We start from the raw sequence: 19,921 nt of genomic DNA, 5'->3' as shown, positions 1-19,921 counted from the left end.
CCAAGTCGGGGTGAGGCGTCTAGCCTGCCACGAAATCGGCCGGACAGGCGCGGCGGATCACTCCGCTGCGCCTTTTGCTTCCGCCGTGCCCAGCACTTCCTGCTGCAGCGGGCGCGGCCGGCCCAGCAGCGGATGGATGAACACGGCGGCGAGGATGATGGCCACGCCGACGTAGAACAGCGTCGTCAGCTCGCGCTGCTCGCCCAGCAACAGCACGGCCAGGACGATGGCGTAGACCGGCTCCAGGTTCACCGCCAGCTGCTGCGCGAACGCGCTCATGTGGCGCAGCGCCACCAGCGACAGACTGAACGGGAGCAGCGTGCAGGCCAGCGCGAGCGCGACCAGCAGCGCGCCGTCGTGTGCACTCGGCGCCACCAGCAGCGGGCCCGCGAAGGCGGGGAAGATCACCGGCATCAGCGGGGCCAGCAGCGTCAGCACGAGCACGCCCGCGCCCAGCTCCAGCGCGGTGACGGTGAGCGGATCGCCGTGCTCGACCATGCGCTTGTTGAGCGAACCGAAGATCGCCACGAGGAAAGCCGACAGCGCGCCCACCGCGATGCCCACGCGCATGCCGGCCGGCACGCCGCCGACCACCAGCACCACGCCGGGCAGGACCATCAGGCCCAGCGCGAGCTCGCGCTTGGAGAAGCGCGTGCGCGTCAGCCACGGTTCGATCATCGCCACGAACACCGTGCCCAGCGCCATGCAGGTGGCGCCCACCGAAGCGTTGGAGAGCTTGATCGCGCCGTAGAAGGTGAGCCAGTGCAGCGCCACGAGTGCGCCGATGCCGGCGTAGGCGAGCATCGTCCGCGCCGACATCGCGCGCAGTCCGCGCCACACGCGCGGCACCAGCGCCAGCGCCGCTACCACCAGCAGCATGCGCCACCACACCAGCGGCAGCGCGGGCAGGGTGATGAGCTTGCCCAGGATCGCGGTGAAGCCCCACAGCAGCACGCAGAAATGGATTTGCAGTTGCGCTTTGCTGGACGGGGTCATGCGATGGAAGCGGGGCGGGAAAGGGGAGTCATTGTCGCCGGAACGTGCGGTCGCGCGGGGATGCGTTGGGTCACCCATCGGCTCACCGTCGTCCCGGCGACCTGCAAGCGGGAGAGGGGCTATAGGAACACCGTCGTTCCAAGACACCGTCGTCTCCAAAAAAAACCGTCATCCCCAAGACACCGTCATCCCGGCGAAGGCCGGGATCCAGGCCGTCACGCCTTCTCGAAGCCGCCATGCAAAGCGGCTGTGGCGAGTCTTCACCGCCCGGCCTTCGCCGACCCTCACCCCAACCCCTCTCCCGGTGGGAGAGGGGCTTTCGCCCTATCACCGGCGCCCGCAGGAGCGTTCCGCAAACCCCGTCACATTTGCCGACTCGGGCGCAAAAATTGGCAAATTCTTAACAATTCGATTTAGGCTGGGGGACCGCCAACGCCAGGGAGTGCCCATGAGTCAGCACCGCAGCCGTCTGTTCCATGCCGTCCACGCCGCGTTGTGGCTGTCGGGTGGCCTGCTCGCCAGTTCGGTCGCCTTCGCCCAGCAGCAGACGCCGCCGGTGACCGGCGAACCGGAAACCCCGGCCGAGGCGCGAGCAGAAGAAACAGGCAAGGCCAAGACCCTGGACACGGTCTCGGTGCTCGGCTCGCGCCGCATCCAGCGTTCCTCCGACACGGCCTCGATGTCGCCCGTGGACGTGCTGCCGATGGACCAGGCCGTCGAGGAAGGCGCGCAGTTCGACCTCGCGCAGACGCTGCAATACGCCTCGCCCTCGTTCACCTCGACCCGCCAGACCGGCGCGGACGGCGCCGACCTCATCGACGGCGCCGCGCTGCGCGGCCTGGGTTCGGACCAGACGCTGGTGCTGGTGAACGGCAAGCGCCACCACACCGTCGCGCTGGTGAACATCTACGGCGCGCGCAATCGCGGCAACACGGGCACCGACCTCAACTCGATTCCGCTGATGTCGATCGACGCCGTCGAAGTGCTGCGTGACGGCGCCGCGGCGCAGTACGGCTCCGACGCCATCGCCGGCGTCATGAACATCTCGCTCAAGCGCGACAAGGGCTGCGAGGCCGTGGCCGGCTACGGCGAATACACGCGCGGCGACGGCGAGAACTGGCTCGCCACCGCGTACTGCGGCGCGCAACTGGCCACCGGCGGCATGTTCACCGTCACCGGCGAATGGCAGGACCGCGACCGCTCCGACCGCTCCGTGCCGCGCGACGGCCCGCGCATCATCGGCGATTCCAAGATCACCAACCGCACCGTCTTCCTCAATGGCGACTCGCCGCTGGGCGAGGCGGCCGAGGTCTATTTCACCGCCGGCATGCAGTCGCGTGACGCATCGTCTGCGGCGTTCGCGCGCGAAGGCATCGGCTCGGAAGACATCCCTTCGCGCAACTCCGCGGCGATGTACCCCGACGGCTTCGTGCCCTTCATCGACGGCGAGCTGGAAGACCGCTTCGGCATCCTCGGCCTGCGCGGCGACGTCGCGCAATGGCATTGGGACCTGTCGCAGACCTACGGCTACAACGAGCTGCGTTACACGATCAACCGCACGCTCAACGCCTCGCTGGCGAACCTGGACCTGCTCAACGGCGGGCGCGGCATCAGCCCGGCGAGCTTCGACGCGGGCGGTTTCTCGTTCGAGCAGAAGACCAGCAACTTCGATGTTTCGCGCTACTTCGACGGCGTGTTGAGCGGCGTCAACGTCGCCTTCGGCGTCGAGCGGCGCGAGGAGCGCTACCGCATCCGCCAGGGCGAGGAAGGTTCGTACCTGGACTACGACGGCGCGGGCGAGGGCGGCAATCCGGGCAGCCAGGGTTTCCCGGGCTTCCAGCCGGGCGACGTCACCGACAAGGAGCGCGAGAGCTGGGCCGGCTACGCCGACCTGGAGGTGAACTTCACCGACCGCTTCATGATGGATTACGCGGTGCGTTACGAGGACTACAGCGACTTCGGCACCACGCTGGACGGCAAGATCGCCGCCGGCTTCCACGCCAGCGACACGGTGCTGCTGCGCGGCTCGGTGAGCACCGGCTTCCGCGCGCCGTCGCTGCAGCAGAAGTACTTCTCCTCCACCATCACCGACTTCATCAGCGGCGAGCCGGTGGACGTGGTCATCGCCTCCAACGACAGCGAACTGGCGCGCCTGGCCGGCGTGCCCAACCTCAAGGAAGAAACCTCGCAGAGCGCGACGCTGGGCCTGACGTGGTCGCCGCGCAGCGACGTGTCGCTGACGCTGGACCTGTACCGCATCGACATCGACGACCGCGTCGTGCTCAGCGGCGACTTCGACACCAGCGATCCGTCGATCGGGCCGATCCTGGAAGCGATGGACGTGGGCCTGGCGCGCTTCTTCTTCAACGCCGTGGACACGCGCACCGAAGGCGCCGACCTCACCGTCACCTACGACTTCGACTGGGCCAATGCGCACTGGAACACCTACCTGGGCGCCAACTACACCAAGACCGACGTGACCCAGGTGAACACGCCGCCGGCACTGGCCGGCCGCGAAGACGTGCTGCTGCCAGAGCGCGACCGTCTGTTCATCGAGAACGGCGCGCCGCGCAGCAAGGCGGTGCTTGGCGTGGATTACGAGCGCGGCGCGTGGCAGGCCACGGTGAAGGGCATCTACTTCGGCGAGCAGGAATTGGGCACGTTCTCCGGCACCGAAGCGGGCGTGCCGAACCAGCACTACGCAAGCAAGGCCTCTGCCGACGTCAGCCTCACCTACGCCTTCAGCGACAACACCAAGTTCACGGTGGGCGGGGCGAACGTGTTCGACAAGTTCCCGACGAAGCAGAACCCCGACGAAACCGACAACGGCCACATCTACGAGAGCGTGCAGTTCGGCCTCAACGGTGCGGCGTGGTACGTGAGGCTGTGGCACAAGTTCTGAGCACGACGATCTGAAAGCCCCTCTCCCGCGTGCGGGAGAGGGGTGGGGTGAGGGCAGGGCCGCCGTCACCTTCCAACGCGTTTCCCTGCATTGCGCGGTGTCTCCCCATGAGCGACGCCTACCTCGCCCACCTGCACGACCTGCTCGATCCGCTCGGTGCCGTCACTACGCGCGCGATGTTCGGTGGCCACGGTGTTTACCTCGACGGCGCGCTGATCGGCGTGGTGATGGGCGAGGCGCTGTACCTGAAAGTCGACGACGAGACGCGACTGCTCTTCGAAGCCGCCGGATGCGAACCCTATGTGTACCTGGGACAGGCCGAGCCGATCACGATGAGTTACTGGTCGCTGCCCGACGCGGCGATGGATTCGGCCGAAGCGATGCGCCCGTGGGCGGAACTGGCGCGCGCTGCGGCGTCGCGGGCGTCGCGGAAGCCCAAACGCGATCGGTAGCGGGTACGCGTCGCAGTGGCACCGTCATCCCGGCGAAGGCCGGGACCCAGGCGGTCACGCTCGGCGTGTCATCACCGCGCCGTCTGCGCCTGCGCTGAGCGGTAGCTGGACATGAGCTTCTGCAGCCTTTGCTCCTCCAGCGCGTTCCTGGCGAACGCCTGAAGGCGCAGGTTGAACTGCTCCAGCGCCGCTGGATCGGCGAATACGATCCGTGATGCGGAAGAGGAAACGTACATCCGACTGCTGCGGCATGGCTGGCTCCTTGTAGGCCTGCGGCGTACCTTCCGGAACCGCTGCACGCTTCGTCCATGAGAAAAGGCCGGGGCCCCATGTCGATTCCGGGCCTTTCCGTTCGTCGTTCCAGAGAAGGCCGCAATAGCGCTGGCCGTACACAACGAGGAATCCCAATGTCCGCACGCCGCATTTCGCCGTTCGCGACGCTTGTCGCCGTCGCGCTGTTGTCTGCCGCCGCCACGGCCACGGCCGCGCCCGCCACCTACGAGATCGACCCCGCCCACACCTTCCCCAGTTTCGAAGCCGACCACATGGGCATCTCGGTGTGGCGCGGCAAGTTCAACCGCAGCAGCGGCGAGATCCTGCTGGACCGCGCCGCGGGCACGGGCAGCGTCAAGGTGGTCATCGACACCGACAGCATCGACTACGGCCTGGACGCGATGAACGAGCACGCGCGCAACGACACGCTGCTGGACACGGCGAAGTTCCCGCAGGCCACCTACACCGGAACGCTGGCGGACTTCCGCGACGGCGCGCCCACGCGCGTGAAGGGCGAGTTGACGCTGCACGGCGTCACGCGCCCTGTGGACCTGACGATCGAGCGCTTCAAGTGCATCCCGCATCCGCTCAACAAGCGCGAGCTCTGCGGCGCCGACGCGCGTGGCGAATTCCGCCGAGACGCGTTCGGCATCGACGCCGGCAAGGACTACGGCTTCGACATGAACGTGGCGCTGCGCATCCAGGTCGAAGCCACGCGCAAGCCGTGAAGCAGACCTCGCGCTAACACCGCATCCCGCATCCTGCGGCTTCCCGCCGCGTATCCCAGGAGTGAAAACGATGGCTTTCTATGTCGATGGTTTCGTCGTCCCGGTTCCCAAGGACAACGTGGACGCCTACCGCAAGCTGGCGCGCACGGCCGGCAAGGTCTGGCTCGAGTACGGTGCGCTGGAATACCACGAGTGCGTCGCCGACGACGTCCAGCCGGGCAAGACCACGTCCTTCCCGCAGTCGGTGAAACTCAAGCCGAACGAGGTCGTGGTGTTCTCGTGGATCACCTACAAGTCGCGCGCCGCGCGCGACCGGATCAACGCAAAGGTGATGAAGGATCCGCGCATCGCCGGGCTGGATCCCAAGAGCATGCCGTTCGACGGCAAGCGCATGTTCTGGGGCGGGTTCAAGCCGATCGTTTCGATGACGGCATAAGCGCGCCCGCGTCGCCGGACGCCGCCGCGCATTCGGCGGCGCGCCGGTGCAGCAGCGCCTGTTCGCGCGCGTTGCGGGTCATGTCCGCAGCGCGTTCGAATTCGATGCGTGCCTCGTCCCAGCGCTCGAGCTTCTTGAGCAGGTCGCCGCGCACCGCGGGGAGCAGGTGGTAGTCCTTCAGCGCCGGCTCGTCCTTCAGCGCGTCCACGACCGCCAATCCCGATGCCGGGCCGAACAACATCGACAGCGCCACCGCGCGGTTGAGTTCGATCACCGGCGAGGGCGTGATGCGCGCCAATGCGCCGTACAGGCCGACGATCGCGGCCCAGTCGGTTTCCTCCGCGTTCCTCGCGCGGGCATGGCAGGCCGCGATGGCGGCTTGCAGCGTGTACGGGCTGCCCACCGGATGGCGCGCGGAGCCGAGCTTCTGCGCGCGCTCCAGTGCGCTCAATCCGCGGTGGATCAGCAGCTGGTCCCAACGCGCGCGGTTCTGTTCGAGCAGCAGCACCGGTTCGCCATCGGGACCGATGCGTGCGGCCGCGCGCGAGGCCTGGATTTCCATCAGCGCAATAAGCCCGTGCACTTCCGCTTCGTCGGGCATCAGCTCGGCGAGCATGCGGCCCAGGCGCTGCGCGTCCTCGCACAGGCCGGGGCGCATCCAGTCGTCGCCGGCGGTGGCCGCATAGCCTTCGTTGAAGATCAGGTAGATCACTGCCAGCACCGACGACAGGCGCTCGTTCAGTTCGTCGCCGCGCGGCACTTCGTAGGGCACCTGCTTCTCGGCCAGCGTGCGCTTGGCGCGGACGATGCGCTGGGCGATGGTGGCTTCGGGCACCAGGAACGCGCGCGCGATCTCGTCCGTGGTCAAGCCGCCGAGCAGGCGCAGCGTCAAGGCCACCTGCGCATGCGTGGGCAGCACGGGATGGCAGGCTGTGAAGACCAGGCGCAGCAGGTCGTCGTTGAACGGGTTGTCGAGCGCGTCGATGTGCGCGTCGTCGGCGTGCGCCTGTTCGTCTTCAAGTTCGCGTGCGATCTCCTCGTGCTTGCGCTGCTGAAGCTTGCTGCGGCGCAGGCGGTCGATGGCGCGGTGCTTGGCGGTGGCCATCAGCCATGCGCCGGGCTGGTCGGGCACGCCGCTGTCGGGCCATCTCTCCAGCGCGGCGACGAGCGCGTCCTGCGCGAGTTCCTCGGCCAGCCCCACGTCGCGCACCATGCGCGCGAGCGAGGCGATGAGTCGGGCGGATTCGATGCGCCAGACGGCATCGATGGTGCGATGGAGGTCGGTCGCCGTCATAGGCGGACGATGGAACCATCGTGGGAGGTCAGGTGCAAGTGCGGTCCATCCTCTCCCCTTGCGGGATAGGGACAGGCCGCCGCAGGCGGCCAGGGAGAGGGGTAACCGGTCGCGGCAAGCGCGCTGCGCGCGACCCCTCATCCGCCCTTCGGGCACCTTCTCCCTCAAGGGGAGAAGGAATCAACGACACGTACTGAAAGCAAAAGGCTTTACCCCTGCTCCGAAACCCGCTTCAGGTTCGCCAGCCCGCGCTCGAAATCGCCGCCGATCATCGCGTCCATGTTGAACACCAGGCCCATCACCTTGCCGATGTACGGCTGCGGGCCGTGCATCGCCCAGGTCACGCGCGTGCCGTCGCCTTCTGGCGCGAGCAGGAATTCGGCCGTGTTGTGCGCCGTCATCGGCCGGGTGAAATCGAGCTGGATGCGCACGCACGTCGGCGTGGATTCCAGGATCTCCATGCGTCCCGCGCCGGCCTTGGAATTGCCATCCCAGGTGTAGACCGCGCCGGTGCCCGCCGGGCTGCCGGCGATCTCGCGCTTCATCTGCGGGTCCATCGCCTCGAACGGTGACCACGCGCGCCACCGATGGAAATCCTCGATCTGCGCATGGATGCGCTGCGGCGGCGCTTTCACCACGATGCTGCGTTCGATGCGGAAGGTGTCCGGCCGCGTCGCCGCGAACAGCAGCACGGCGACGATGAGCACCAGCACGATCAGTCCGATGATCTTGAACATGTAACGTCCTCAGTTCCGGTTGGCTTGGGTGGATTGCTGCAACTTTTCGAAATCGCAGGCGGCGCCCTGCACGTCGGCGGGGAAGTCGTCGAACTCCATGACCTGGCGTATCTCGATCACTTCGTTTTCCGCGCCCGGGCAGCGCGATGCCCAGGCGATGGCTTCCTCGCGCGACTTCACCTGGATCATCCAGTAGCCGCCGAGCACTTCCTTGGCTTCGGAGAACGGGCCGTCGGTGACGTGCGGCCTGCCGCCTTCGAAGCTCACGCGCGCGCCCATCGACGGCGGATGCAGGCCGTCGAGTGCGAGCAGCACGCCGGCTTTCTGCAGCGATTCGTTGTATTTCATCATCACCGCGACGCGATCGGCGGGCGGCAGGGTGCCGGGCTCGGCGGATTCGTAGCCCTTGGGGATCATCAGCATCATGAAGCGCATGGTCGTGTCTCCGTCTGCAATGGATGCGATCAGCCCGCCTGGTCCGGCGTGCCGCTCATGTGCACGAATTCCCACTGGTGGCCGTCCAGGTCTTCGAACGCGCGCGAGTACATGAAGCCGTAGTCCTGCGGATCGCCAGCGCTCTTCGCGCCGGCCTTCAGCGCCTTGGCATGGATGTCGTCGACGGCTTCGCGGCTGTCCAACGACAGGCAGGTGATGGCCTCCAGCGTGCTGTGCGCATCGGCGACGGGCTTGCTCGTGAACGTGCCGAAGAACTCGCGCGTGAGCAGCATCACGTAGATCGTGTCGCTGACGACCAGGCAGGCGCCCTTGTCGTCGGTGAACTGCGGGTTGAAGGAATAGCCGAGCGATTCGAAGAAGGCCTTCGACTTCGGCAGGTCGTGGCAGGGGAGGTTGACGAAGATCTGGGTGGGCATGGGTGGGTTCCTGGGGTGAAGTTTTCTTTGGTTGCTCTGCTGCGGGAATCCAACCGTGGAGGCGTCACGCCCTCCGGAGGACGCAGTGACGCCGGCGCGCTGGATTCCCGCCTGCGCGGGAATGACAGCTGGGGCTTTCGCGGGAACGATGGGGACTTCGTAAGCGCCAACGAAGGCGCTGGAACTGCGCGGAAGGGCTACAGATCCTTCTCGCAATTCACCATCCACGACACGCCGAATCGGTCGACGAACACGCCGAAGCGCGCGGCCCAGAAGGTCTGGTCGAGCGGCATGATCACCTGGCCGCCTTCGCTCAGCGCGTTGAACACGCGTTCGGCCTCGCCGATGGAATCGACGTTGAGTGCGATGGACACGCCCTTGATGCCTTCGTACGGGTGCTCGGGTACGGAGTCCGAACCCATGATCGCCTGGTCGCCCACCACCAGCCGCGCATGCATGATGCGATCGCGGTGCGATTCGGGGACGTGGTCGCACGCGGGCGTGTCGCCGAAACGCATCAGCGTTTCCAGCGTGCCGCCCAGCACCTGCTGGTAGAAGCGGAAGGCGGCTTCGCACTGGTCGTCGAAGCTAAGGTAGGCGTTGATCTTCATGGGCGGCTGGCCTGTGGTGGCGGTCATTGCGAACGTGCCTCCAGTTGCGCGCGGATGCGCTCGTGTTGCGCCTTCAGTTCCGGCGAGAGATCGCCGCCGCAGGTGCCGTCTTCGTAGACCTGGCGGATCTCGATCTCGCTCATGCCGCCGTCCGGATTCGGGCAGCGCTTGACCCATTCGATCGCCTCCTGCAGCGAGGCGGTCTGGAAGATCCAGAAGCCGGCGATGAGTTCCTTGGTCTCGGCGAACGGCCCGTCGACGACGCTGCGGCGGTCGCCGTCGAAGCGTACGCGCGCGCCCTTCGCGCTGGCGTAAAGGCCCTGGCCGTCCAGCATCACGCCGGCCTTGGCCAGCTCTTCGTTGTAGCGGCCCATCTGCGTGAGCATTTCTTCGCTGGGCATCGCGCCGGATTCGCTTTCGGGCGTGGCGCGCACGATCACCATGAACTTCATCGTCGTCTCTCCGGTCGGGCGGCGGGGCAATCCCGCGCTCTTGTGAGGACGACGAAGCAGCGGAGGCGGAATCGACATGCCTGCGAAAAAACATTCCGACCGGCGGTCGGTTCAGGCGCGGACGCTCTCCAGCAGCCAGTCCACGAAGCCCTGCGCGGCCGGCCGCAGGCGCCGGTGCGCGGGATAGACCACGTAGTAGCCCCAGCGGGCGGGCAGGGCCGGGCCGGGCAGGCGCACCAGTTCGCCCGATTCCAGGTAGGGCACGGCGATGCGCGAGCGCGCCAGGGCGATGCCCAGTCCCGCGGCGGCGGCCTTCATGGCGTCGGTGGTGTCGCTGAAGGTGTAGCGCTCCTCGACCTTCGCCCCGTGCACGTGCGCGCCCCGAAACCAGTCGTGCCAGCCCTGTCGCGCGTGGTCGGCGATCAGCGGATGGCGCGCGATGTCGGCCGCCGTCTCGATGCAGGCCTGGCGCGCATAGGCGGGCGAGACCACCGGGAACAGCGCCTCGTCCATGAGGAAATGCGAAGTGAGCCCGGGCCAGTGCCCCGGCCCGTGGCGAATGCCCAGGTCCGGGCCGCCCTCGTCGAAGCGGGTGAGCGCGATTTCGGTGTCCACGTTGAGGCGGATGCCCGGGTTCGCGCTTGTGAACGCCGCCAGCCGCGGCAGCAGCCAGGTGTAGGTCAGCGAGTGCAGGGTGGTGATGCGCACGCGGTCGTGCGCTTCGCGTGCGCCACGCAGGCTGCGCAGCACGCCGTCGACGTCGGCCAGCGCGGTGCCGGCGGCGTCGGCGAGCTGGCGACCTTCGGCCGTCAGCGAGACCCCGCGCGCATGGCGCTGGAACAGGGCCACGCCCAGGCGCGATTCCAGCTTGCGCACGTGGTGGCTGACCGCGCTGGCGGTGAGGTGCAGCTCCTCGGCCGCGTGGGCGAAGTTCTGGTGGCGCGCCGCCGATTCGAAGGCCGTCAGGGCCGGCAGCCAGTCCGCTCTCAGGGCCATGCAAGCCTCAAATTTCGTTTGTGTCTGACCCGGAAAGTATGCGCTTGCAAGGCCCGGCGGCGGAATCAAAATACCCGTTCCGGCAAAAGCCAGATTTCTTGATCGCCACCGCGCCGACCCCGGCCGGGGCCGTGGGAGCCGCGCAGTGGGCCGTCCTTTCACCATCGAACCCGACACCGTCAGCCGCGCCGCGATGCAGGCGCTGGACGTCGACTCCGTGCCCGCACAGCCGGTCGGCGAAGGTTGCACGCGGCGGGACCTGCCCGCCGGCCCCGGCCTGCGTGTGTGGGTGGTCGACATGGCGCCGGGCGCGCAGTGGCCGGTCCTCAACCACCATGAGACGGGCGAGTCGTATTACGTCATCAGCGGCGAAGTGATCGAAGGCGAAGCGCGATTCGGCGCCGGCACCTACGTTTGTTTCGCGCCCGACAGCCGCCACCGCCCGCACACCGAGACCGGCGTGCGCCTGATCGGCATGAACCTGGGCGACGCCGCATTCCTCGCCGCCGGTGGCAGTCCCGAATCGATCACGCACTGTTACCACCCGACGCAGGGTTGATCGCGGGCTTCCACCCGGATCGTCCTGCCACTTTCGTTCCTCCCCCACGAGGTCCCCGATGAACACCGTTGCTTCGACTTCCGGATTGCCCGATGCGCGCGAACGCGGCTGGTTGACGCCGCTGGAGCTGGCGTTGCTCGGCGCGATCTGGGGCGCTTCGTTCCTCTTCATGCGCGTGGCCGCGCGGGACTTCGGCGCAATGCCGCTGGTGGAAGTGCGCCTGGCGCTGGGTTCGCTCGTGCTGCTGCCGTTCCTGTGGCGTGCGCGCGCGCAGTTCCCCGCGAAGCTGTGGCCGAAGCTGGCGATCATCGGCGCGATCAACTCGGCGGTGCCCTTCATGCTGTTCGCCTGGGCCGCGCAGCGTGCGCCGGCGGGCATCGGCGCGATCGCCAATGCGATGACGGTGCTGTTCACCGCGCTGGTGGGCTTTTTGTTCTTCCACGAGAAGATCGGTGCGCGTCGTGCGATCGCACTGGTCGCCGGTTTCGTCGGCGTGGTGGTGCTGGCCAGCGACAAGACGGCCGGCGGCGACCAGGTCGGCTGGGCGGTGGCCGCGGGTGCTGCGGCGGCGTTTCTGTACGGCATCGGCATCAACCTGGTGCGTCGCCACCTGACCGGCCTGCCGCCTGCGGCAGTGGCTTCGGCCACGCTGGGCACGTCCGCGCTGCTGACGCTGCCGTTCGCGATCGCGAACTGGCCCACGCATGCGATCCCGATGAAGTCGTGGTTCTCCGCGACCATGCTCGGCGTGGTCTGCACGGGCCTGGCCTTCGTCATGTACTACCGCCTGATCGCGCGCATCGGCGCGAGCCGTGCGTCCACGGTGACGTACCTGATTCCGGTGTTCGGCGTCGCATGGGCGTGGCTGCTGCTGGACGAACCGCTGACCGTGAAGATGGGCATCGCCGGTGCGATGATCCTGGGCAGCGTGGCGTTGAGTCAGCGGGTGGGCAAGTAGGCGACATCGCGTCCGTCGCTCGCTGCCGGACGCGTCGTACCTTCACCGTTCGTCCTGAGCGTAGCGAAGCGAAGTCGAAGGGCGGGCGGATCCGCGGCCGTTCCGATCATCCTTCGGCTCCGGCGCTGCGCGCCTACGCTCAGGACGAACGGTGTCGAGTACGCACTGCGCCGGAACCTGCGCGCACCAATGCTGCTCCGTGGCGATACACGTACTCCCCGAATCAGGACCAACCCATGACCGACAAGCGCGTCGTCTTCGATTTCGACTTCGAGTTCACCAACGGCGGTGGCATCCAGGGCCAGGATTTCCGCCTGGATATCGACGGTGACGACATCGACGACGCCGCGCTCGTCGACTACATCGTCCGCGACCTGCGCCTGCTGATGGTCGGCCCCGCGCGCATCCTCAACAAGAAGATCATCACCGAAGCGCACAAGCGCAAGGCGAAGGCGGACGGCGGTCGCCGCGTCTACGTCGAACTCAGCCACGACATCGAGGACGGGATGGTCACGTATCCCGGCTTGCCGGCCGCACGCATCTGCGACTACCTCAGCCGAGAACGCTCGCGCGAGATCTACGTGCCGGGCACGGAGTTCCAAATCGCGAAGATCGAGATCGTCGCCAACACGGGCACGTACCTGGATTGCCCGTCGCACCGGTACGAACACGGCGACGACCTGTCGCAGATCGGGCCGGAGGCGTTTTGCGATCTCGACACGATCGTGATCCGCGCGCCGTATCAGGATGTGCGCGGCATCGACGCGTCCTGGTTCCGCGACAAGGAACTGCGCGGTCGCGCCGTGCTGGTGCACACGGGCTGGGATGCGTTCTGGCGCGAGGAGGCGTACGCGGTCGAGCATCCGTTCCTGACGCAGGACGCGGCCGAGTACCTGCGCGACTGCGGCGTGAAGCTCGTCGGCATCGATTCGATGAACATCGACGACACCTCGCAGGACGCGACGCAGGGCAAGGCGCGTCCTGTGCATTCGGTGCTGCTGGGCGCGGACATCCTCATCGTCGAGCACCTGTGCAACCTGGCCGCGTTACCGGACGAGGGCTTCGAATTCAGCGCGATGCCGCCGAAGGTGCGCGGGGCGGGGACGTTTCCGGTGCGGGCGATGGCGCGATTGCGCTGACGGCGGGTTCGTCAGCCCGAAGCTGACGTTCCGCGTCTAAGCGAAGCTGTCATCGCTGCCGAAGTCGTCATCCCGGCCTTCGCCGGGATGACGGAGTTTGAGAGGGGGAAGGAGGAGCGCTGCAACGCGCGCATCGGCCCACGCCCTACCGCCGCAACCCCTCACCCGCAACATCGAACCCCTCCGCCATCGCTTCCTGCTCGACGATCCTGTTCTGCGCCCGTGCCAGCCCGGCGCCCGTCAACGCCCACGCCAGCGCGATGCCCGCGCCGATCAACGCCGCCAGCGCCGGGTGCTGGGCGAGCATGTCGACCAGCGCCTTCGCCCAGCCGCTTACCGCATCGGCGCCGCGGTATACCACCGAGTCGATGAAGTTCTTCGCCTTGTACTTCGCCTCGGTCGGCACGACGGTGAACAGCATCTCGCGGCCCGGTCGCACGAACGCGTACTCGCCGAACCGGCGCACCACCATCACCACCGCCAGCACCGCGAAGGTCGGCGCCAGCGCCAGCCACAGGAAGCCCAGCATCGTCACCACCGGCACCGCGACCAGCAACGCGGCCAGGCCCAGACGCTGCACGAGACGGCCGGTGATGAACAGTTGCGAGAGGATCGTCAGGCTCTGCACGATCGCATCGATGGTGCCGAACACGCGCGTCTGGTCGGCGCGGTTCGGGAAGTTAAGTTCGACCAGTCGCGCCTGTTCGAAATACAGGAACGTGCTCACGCTCGCCAGCAGCAGCACGAACAGCGAAATGCCCATCAGGTACGGCGACTTCAGCACCGTCGTGATGCCCGCGAACGGATGCCCGCCAAGCGGACGCGCACGCGCCTGCGCGGTGAGTTCGTCGCGCACCGGCTGCGCGTCGCGCCAGCGTTGCAGGTTGCGCGCGATGCCGATGCCCACCAGCAGAAGCGCCGCCGCCAGCCACAGCAGGCCGGCGTGCCCGATCGGGCCCACCAGCGCGATGCCGAGCAAAGGGCCGACCAATCCGCCCAAGCTCGCACCGGCGGCCATCAGCGCGAACAGACGCCTGGCCTGCGAGTTGGGGAACAGGTCGACGCACACGCTCCAGATCACCGAGATCGCGATCAGGTTGAACACCGAGATCCAGATGTAGAACGTGCGCGCGATCCACAGGTTGTCCGGATCGCTCTGGAAGCCGATCGCGAACAACGCCAGGTTCACCGCGAAGAACGCGAACGTCCACGGCAGGATGCGACGGCGCGGCACCTTCGATGCGATCCAGCCGAACAGCGGCATCGCCGCCAGCGTCGCCAGGAAGGTGCCGGTGAACAGCCATTGCAGGTTGTCCACGCCACCGGCGACGCCCATCGTTTCGCGCACCGGCCGCAACATGAAGTAGCCGGCGAACATCACGAAGAAGAGCGTTGCGCCGGTGAGGACCGGTTTGGCTTCGCCTTCGGCGACACCGAAGAGGCGGGCGATGCGCGATTGCCAGTTCATCAAGGCTCCAGGCTCAGGACGGACACGCTCAGGCCAGTGCGGCGATCAGCGCGTCGCGCTGCTTCGCATCCAGCAGCGAGCCGGTGCCGGCACGCAGGTTGTCCACTTGGTGGCGCACCTTCGACGTGGCCGGAATGACGACCGTCACCGCCGGATGGCTCAGCACGAACTTCAGGAACAGCTGCGCCCACGAATCGGCGCCGACGTCCTTCGCCCACGGCGGCAGCGGTTTGTCGCGCACCTGCGAGATCAGCCGGCCGTCCTCGAACGCGCGGTTGATCATCACCGCACAGCCCAGTTCCTGCGCGAGCGGGAAGACGGTCTGCTCCGCGCCGCGCGATACCGGCGAGTAGTTGATCTGGATGAAGTCGGGCTTGTGCTTGCGCATTTCCTCCGCAAGCTGCGCCTGGCCGTCTTCGCGGTAATGCGTGAGGCCGGTGTACTTCGTCTTGCCCTGCGCCTTGAGCTCGCGCGCCAGTGCGATCTGCGTCGCCGTGTCGCGCAGGTTGTGCACCTGGAGCAGTTCGACCTTGTCGGTGCGCAGGCGCCGCAGCGTGTCGTTGAACTGCTTGATGCCTTCGTCCTTGCCGGTGACGCCCGAGAGCTTGGTGGCGATGAACAGCTTGCCGCGCGTGCCGGTCTGCGCCATCAGGTCGCCCAGCACGTCCTCGGCGGTGCCGTAGGTGGGCGCGGTGTCGATGAGCGTGCCGCCGCCGGCGACGAAAGCCTCCAGCACTTCGCGCAGCGGTGCGCGTTCGCCTGCGTCGCTGCCGACTTCGAAGCTGCCCGAGGTGCCCATGCCGATCACCGGGATCTTTTCGCCGCTGGAGGGAATGGTGCGGGTGATGAGCGTGCCGGGCTTGGGTGGCGCCACGGCGGCGGTCGCGGCGGCTTTCGCCGGTGCGCGCTCCTGGCTGCACGCGGCCAGCGGCGCCAGGGCGACGCCGGCGGCGGCGAGGGTGGCGGTGGAGATGAACTCGCGACGGCTGGTCATGGCGATTGCTCTCTTCACGGCGACGGGAATGCCGACTATGCCGTTGATAGTGTCGAGAAGGCGCGCAGGCGAGTGCCTTTCGGCACGGGTCGACGTCGGGGTTTGCGACGAGCCGCCGGCCTCACGCGCCCAGCCGTTGGATCAGCGCCATCGCCGCGGCCGGATTTCGCTCCTTCGCCGCGCTGATGAAGTACACGAACACGTCGCGCTTGCGCTGCGGTGCGGCGTCCTTCGACAGATACGGCAGCGCGTCGGGCTGACGGCCGTCGGCCCATTCGTGCGCGCGCTGCGCCCACGTCGCCAGTTCGGCATCGGTGTAGCCGGTCGGCACGTCGCTGCGCGCGCGCATGAGCCGCGCGTAGACGAAATCGGCGGTCACATCGGCGAAGGAGGGATGTTCGTCCGAATCGGTGAACACGGTCGCCATGTTGTGCTGGCGCGCGAGCGCGACGTAGTCGGCATTCACGAACGCAGGATCGCGCACGTCCAGCACATGCCGCAGCGCACGGCCTTCGACCGACGCGGGCAGCAGCCGCAGGAACTCGCCGAAGCTCTCGCGCTGGATGCGCTGGTTCTCGTCGAACTGCCACACGATCGGCCCGAGCCGGTCGCCCAGCGAGGCGATGCCGCCGAGGAAATCCTCGATCTGCGGCCCGGTCTTCGCCAATGCGCGCGACTGCATGATCCGCATCGGCGCCTTGGCCGAGAAGACGAAACCCTCCGGCGTTTCCGAGGCCCACTTGGCGTAGGTGGCCGGCTTCTGCGCGCCGTAGTAGGTGCCGTTGACTTCGATCGCGGTGAGCTTGCGGCTGGCGTATTCCAGCTCGCGGCGCTGCACCAGGCCCTTGGGATAGAAGTTGTCGCGCCACGGCGCGAACGTCCAGCCGCCGATGCCGACGCGGATGCCGTCCACGGGACGGGGATGTGCTTCGAAGAGTTCCATGCTCAGGGATTTTCGCCTTCGGGATTCCACGGATCGTAGCTGCCGAACCACCACACGTAACCTTCCGGATCGCGCGCCGCGTAGCCGCGTCCGCCGTAGTGCTGGTCGGCGATGTCGATAACGATGGTGGCGCCTGCGGTTTTCGCGTGGGCGTAATGCGCATCGGGGTCGGTCACGATCACGCACACGCCGTGCGTGGAGCGGCCGCCGATTTCGTCCGGCTGCGCCATCAGCTTGGCCCAGTCGCCGTCCTTGCCGCTGGAGCCGAGCATGATCATGCCGTCGCCCCAGGTCAGCTGCGCGTGCAGGACGACGTCGCCGTCCATGTAGACGGCCTGCTTCTGAAAACCGAACGCGCGGACCAGCCAGTCGATCATGGCCGGCGCGTCGCGGTAGCTCAACGTCGGGATCACGGTGCTGCCTCGGCGGGATGCGGGCATGTCGGCGGCCTCGATGGGACAGTGAGGGGGCGAAGCATAACGCCGCCCGGTTAAGCCGATGTCGCTTCGTGCACACCGTGCGCGGCGTGGCTGGGGCAGAATCGGCGCTCACGGACCAAGGAGCACGCCATGACGCACTACACCGGAGGCTGCCACTGCGGCGGCATCGCGTATGAAGTCGACGGAGAGATCGAGCAGGTCCTGGACTGCAACTGTTCGATGTGCGCCAAGCGCGGCGGATTGCTGTGGTTCGTGCCGCGCACCACGTTCGAGCTGAAGACGCCCGAGTCGAACTTCCGCACGTACACCTTCAACACCCACAAGCTGCAGCACCACTTCTGCCCGAACTGCGGCATCTCGCCGTTCACCGAAGGCACCGCACCGGACGGCACGGCCGTCATCGCGATCAACGCGCGCTGCCTGGACGGTGTGGAGGCCTCGTCGTTGAAGGTGGTGCATTACGACGGGCGTTCGCGCTGAGAGGCGTTACTCGTAGCCCGGGTAAGCGAAGCGCACCCGGGTGCGGTGGCCGTGATCCCGGGTGCGCTTCGCTTACCCGGGCTACGGAGAAACGTCGTGTTCCTGAGTTGTCATCCCCGCGAAGGCGGGGATCCATGCATCGGCTGCATCACGCTCCGGAAGGCGTGACATGGCGGTCCAAACGGTGCATCGGCGGGTCATCGTTTGCGCTTCGCCGCCCCTCACCCCAACCCCTCTCCCGGTGGGAGAGGGGTTTTGAAGAAGCCTTGAAGCAGCCGCTTACTGGATCGGCTCGTCCAGCATCATCTCGCGCACGAAGCGCACCGGCGGCGCGCCGTAGCTCAGCACCTGGTCGTGGTAGGCCTTGGCGTTGAACTTGCCGCCCAGCTTGGCTTCCACGGCCTTGCGCATGTCGAAGTGCTCCTGCGCACCGACGAAATACGTCGGCAGCTGCGCCGAGGTGAGCTGCGCGCGATCCCACTTGCCGGCAGCCTCGCTCTCCTGCTGGAACGCCTGCTTGGTCATCAGTTCCATCGCCTGCTCGCGGGTCCAGTTGTCCACGTGCACGCCCTGGTCGAGGATCGCGTTGGCGATCGTGCGCAGGTAGAACTTCAGCTGCACCAGGCGGAACAGCGGGTCGTTATCCAGGTAGCCGGCGTCGGCCATCATGTCCTCGGTGTAGACCGCCCAGCCTTCGGCGAACAGGCCCGAGCGCAGCACCGAACGCAGGGTGGAGTGCGACTCCGCCGAATGCGCGCCTTCCAGGTAGTGGCCCGGCATCGCTTCGTGGATGGACAGCAGATGGATCATGCGGTTGTTGTATTCGCGCAGGAACGAGTCGACCTGCTTGTCGTCCCACTCGTCGGGGATCGGTGAGATCGCGTAGTAGGTGTCCAGGCCCTTGTCGAGCGGACCCGGCGAATCGCAGTAGGCCACCGCCACGCCGCGCTGGAACTCCGGCATCAGGATGATCTTCACCGGATCGTTCGGCACGGTGACCAGATCGTGCTTGCGGGTGAAGTCGGTCGCCTGCGCCAGCGTCTGCTTGGCGAAGTCCACGACCTGGTCGCGCGCGGGCTTGTCGGCGTAGGCCAGTTCGAGCGCGGCCTCGATCGCCTTCTGCTGCTGTTCCGGCGTCGGGTTGGCCGGCATGTCCGGCGCGTTCGGCTTGTCCTTCAGCACGGTCTGGGCGATGGCGTACATCTCGCCGCGCACGCGCTTGAGTTCGCCTTCGGCGCGCTGCTTGATCTCCGCGCGCGACAGCGAGGAGTTCAGCGAGAACTGCAGCTTCTCGTCGTACAGCTTCTGGCCGATGCGGAAGTCGCCCTTCGCGTTGGGCACCAGCGTCTTGTCGAGCCAGGTCTGCTGCTCGGCGACGGCCTTGCGCAGGCCTTCGACGGCGGCGTCGAGCTGCTTGCGATCCTCGCCCTGCAACTGGCCGGCGTTGGGCACGATGAAGGTGTCGATGAGGCTGAGCATGCCGGCGTTCTGCTTGGCCACTTTCTCGGCGTGGATCTTCGGCACGCGCGCCGGGTCCAGGTTCTCGCGCATCTGCGCGTAGATGCTGGGGATCTTCTGCATGCGCGCGGTCGCCGACTTCAGGCGCTGCGGCATCGGTGCGAACTCGCGCGCCATCAGGTTGTAGATCGCGCCACCGGCCAGGCCGCTGTACACCTGCGGATCCCAGGCCCAGCTCTGCAGCGTCTCGATGCTCCAGATATCGCCGCGCACCTGGTTGCGCAGGATCGCCGCGTCGATCTGGTTCTCGCGCGAGAGCTTGGCGGTGTCGATGCCGTCGAGCTGCGCGAGGATCTTCTTGGCGAAGTCCACCTGCGCCTGGCGACCGGCGGCGCTGAGATCGTCGATCTCGCCGTCGAAGTCGTGCTTGCCGATCTGCGTGGCGGAGACCGGGTTCAGGCGCAGCCAGCCGTCGAGCCACTGCTGGGAGATTTCGGCGAAGCGCGCATCCACGGCGGCGTCGGAGGCCGGCGCGGCGGCCGTGGCCTTGGTGTCGGCGGGGGCGGGAGAAGGTTGCGGCTGGCAGGCGGCGAGGCTCGCCGTGAGCACGGCGGCGGCGAGCAGGGTGGGGCGGAACGACGGCATGGACGGGTCTCGAAGGGTCGGAACAGGCGGCAGGGCCGCGGTCCCGCGAGGATATCCCCTGCGTAGGCCCGACCCCATAGGCCGATCG

Annotated in this window: 22 protein-coding genes; 8 read left to right on the top strand and 14 right to left on the bottom strand. The window is 67.3% G+C overall.

The window, feature by feature from the left end; all coding sequences use genetic code 11:
- Positions 1–57: 57 nt before the first annotated feature.
- Positions 58–996, bottom strand: coding sequence for a DMT family transporter (locus JI752_RS03670; protein ID WP_216959332.1), 939 nt, complete (start codon positions 994–996; stop codon positions 58–60).
- 448 nt (positions 997–1,444) lie between these two features.
- On the opposite strand from JI752_RS03670, the gene JI752_RS03665 reads away from it, so the two are divergent.
- Both JI752_RS03665 and JI752_RS03660 read left to right on the top strand, forming a co-directional pair.
- Positions 1,445–3,898 carry a TonB-dependent receptor gene (locus tag JI752_RS03665; protein ID WP_216959330.1) on the top strand — a complete coding sequence of 818 codons (2,454 nt, stop codon included), beginning with the start codon at positions 1,445–1,447 and terminating at the stop codon, positions 3,896–3,898.
- Positions 3,899–4,005: 107 nt separating this feature from the next.
- Entirely contained in the window at positions 4,006–4,350 is a 345-nt protein-coding gene (locus JI752_RS03660) for a TfoX/Sxy family protein (protein ID WP_216959328.1), read from the top strand.
- Between the two features lie 71 nt (positions 4,351–4,421).
- Here JI752_RS03660 and JI752_RS03655 read toward each other — a convergent pair whose 3' ends face one another.
- Complete coding sequence (locus JI752_RS03655) at positions 4,422–4,586, bottom strand: hypothetical protein (protein ID WP_216959326.1); 165 nt, start codon at positions 4,584–4,586, stop codon at positions 4,422–4,424.
- Positions 4,587–4,757: 171 nt separating this feature from the next.
- Here JI752_RS03655 and JI752_RS03650 point away from each other — a divergent pair, with 171 nt between their 5' ends.
- Together JI752_RS03650 and JI752_RS03645 are read left to right on the top strand one after the other, a co-directional pair.
- Positions 4,758–5,351: a YceI family protein gene (locus tag JI752_RS03650; RefSeq protein WP_216959323.1), complete on the top strand. Its 594-nt coding sequence runs from the start codon at positions 4,758–4,760 to the stop codon at positions 5,349–5,351.
- 70 nt (positions 5,352–5,421) lie between these two features.
- Positions 5,422–5,787 carry a DUF1428 domain-containing protein gene (locus JI752_RS03645; RefSeq protein ID WP_216959320.1) on the top strand — a complete coding sequence of 122 codons (366 nt, stop codon included), beginning with the start codon at positions 5,422–5,424 and terminating at the stop codon, positions 5,785–5,787.
- Here JI752_RS03645 and JI752_RS03640 read toward each other — a convergent pair.
- The 7 genes from JI752_RS03640 to JI752_RS03610 all read right to left on the bottom strand — a co-directional run bounded on the left by JI752_RS03640 (position 5,759) and on the right by JI752_RS03610 (position 10,749).
- Complete coding sequence (locus JI752_RS03640) at positions 5,759–7,081, bottom strand: RNA polymerase sigma factor (RefSeq protein WP_216959317.1); 1,323 nt, start codon at positions 7,079–7,081, stop codon at positions 5,759–5,761. The genes JI752_RS03645 and JI752_RS03640 overlap by 29 nt on opposite strands.
- Before the next feature lie 209 nt (positions 7,082–7,290).
- Complete coding sequence (locus JI752_RS03635; protein ID WP_216959315.1) at positions 7,291–7,818, bottom strand: SRPBCC family protein; 528 nt, start codon at positions 7,816–7,818, stop codon at positions 7,291–7,293.
- Positions 7,819–7,827: 9 nt separating this feature from the next.
- On the bottom strand, positions 7,828–8,253 hold the full coding sequence (locus JI752_RS03630) for a YciI family protein (protein ID WP_216959312.1): 426 nt from the start codon (positions 8,251–8,253) through the stop codon (positions 7,828–7,830).
- Positions 8,254–8,282: 29 nt separating this feature from the next.
- Complete coding sequence (locus JI752_RS03625) at positions 8,283–8,690, bottom strand: VOC family protein (RefSeq protein ID WP_216959309.1); 408 nt, start codon at positions 8,688–8,690, stop codon at positions 8,283–8,285.
- 197 nt (positions 8,691–8,887) lie between these two features.
- A complete protein-coding gene (locus tag JI752_RS03620) occupies positions 8,888–9,328 on the bottom strand; it encodes a VOC family protein (protein WP_216959308.1) in 441 nt (146 codons plus the stop codon).
- Positions 9,325–9,753 (bottom strand): YciI family protein, encoded by a 429-nt coding sequence (locus JI752_RS03615; protein ID WP_216959305.1) that lies wholly within the window; start codon positions 9,751–9,753, stop codon positions 9,325–9,327. The genes JI752_RS03620 and JI752_RS03615 overlap by 4 nt, the downstream gene beginning before the upstream one ends.
- A 111-nt stretch (positions 9,754–9,864) precedes the next feature.
- On the bottom strand, positions 9,865–10,749 hold the full coding sequence (locus JI752_RS03610) for a LysR substrate-binding domain-containing protein (protein ID WP_216959302.1): 885 nt from the start codon (positions 10,747–10,749) through the stop codon (positions 9,865–9,867).
- 145 nt (positions 10,750–10,894) lie between these two features.
- Between JI752_RS03610 and JI752_RS19220 the strand changes: the two genes are divergently transcribed.
- The 3 genes from JI752_RS19220 (at position 10,895) to JI752_RS03595 (ending at position 13,405) form a co-directional block, all read left to right on the top strand.
- The gene (locus JI752_RS19220; RefSeq protein ID WP_216959300.1) at positions 10,895–11,308 is read left to right on the top strand and encodes a cupin domain-containing protein; all 414 of its coding nucleotides are present in this window, start codon (positions 10,895–10,897) and stop codon (positions 11,306–11,308) included.
- A 58-nt stretch (positions 11,309–11,366) separates the two neighbouring features.
- Positions 11,367–12,266 (top strand): DMT family transporter, encoded by a 900-nt coding sequence (locus tag JI752_RS03600; protein WP_216959296.1) that lies wholly within the window; start codon positions 11,367–11,369, stop codon positions 12,264–12,266.
- Positions 12,267–12,502: 236 nt separating this feature from the next.
- Positions 12,503–13,405 carry a cyclase family protein gene (locus JI752_RS03595; RefSeq protein WP_216959294.1) on the top strand — a complete coding sequence of 301 codons (903 nt, stop codon included), beginning with the start codon at positions 12,503–12,505 and terminating at the stop codon, positions 13,403–13,405.
- Positions 13,406–13,550: 145 nt separating this feature from the next.
- Here JI752_RS03595 and JI752_RS03590 read toward each other — a convergent pair whose 3' ends face one another.
- The 4 genes from JI752_RS03590 to JI752_RS03575 form a co-directional block, all read right to left on the bottom strand.
- Complete coding sequence (locus JI752_RS03590; protein ID WP_216959292.1) at positions 13,551–14,873, bottom strand: MFS transporter; 1,323 nt, start codon at positions 14,871–14,873, stop codon at positions 13,551–13,553.
- A 28-nt stretch (positions 14,874–14,901) separates the two neighbouring features.
- Positions 14,902–15,867 carry an aldo/keto reductase gene (locus tag JI752_RS03585; protein WP_254200177.1) on the bottom strand — a complete coding sequence of 322 codons (966 nt, stop codon included), beginning with the start codon at positions 15,865–15,867 and terminating at the stop codon, positions 14,902–14,904.
- A 121-nt stretch (positions 15,868–15,988) separates the two neighbouring features.
- Positions 15,989–16,810: a DUF72 domain-containing protein gene (locus JI752_RS03580; protein ID WP_216959289.1), complete on the bottom strand. Its 822-nt coding sequence runs from the start codon at positions 16,808–16,810 to the stop codon at positions 15,989–15,991.
- 2 nt (positions 16,811–16,812) lie between these two features.
- Positions 16,813–17,250: a VOC family protein gene (locus JI752_RS03575; RefSeq protein ID WP_216959286.1), complete on the bottom strand. Its 438-nt coding sequence runs from the start codon at positions 17,248–17,250 to the stop codon at positions 16,813–16,815.
- Positions 17,251–17,379: 129 nt separating this feature from the next.
- Here JI752_RS03575 and JI752_RS03570 point away from each other — a divergent pair, with 129 nt between their 5' ends.
- On the top strand, positions 17,380–17,730 hold the full coding sequence (locus tag JI752_RS03570) for a GFA family protein (protein WP_216959283.1): 351 nt from the start codon (positions 17,380–17,382) through the stop codon (positions 17,728–17,730).
- Between the two features lie 279 nt (positions 17,731–18,009).
- On the opposite strand, the gene JI752_RS03565 is transcribed toward JI752_RS03570, so the two are convergent.
- Positions 18,010–19,833, bottom strand: a complete 1,824-nt coding sequence (locus JI752_RS03565) for a DUF885 domain-containing protein (protein WP_216959281.1) — start codon at positions 19,831–19,833, stop codon at positions 18,010–18,012.
- Positions 19,834–19,921 lie beyond the last annotated feature (88 nt).

The sequence above is a fragment of the Lysobacter sp. MMG2 genome, from assembly GCF_016735495.2.
Taxonomy (GTDB): Bacteria; Pseudomonadota; Gammaproteobacteria; order Xanthomonadales; family Xanthomonadaceae; genus Lysobacter_J.
This window is presented reverse-complemented; position numbering and strand designations above follow the sequence as displayed.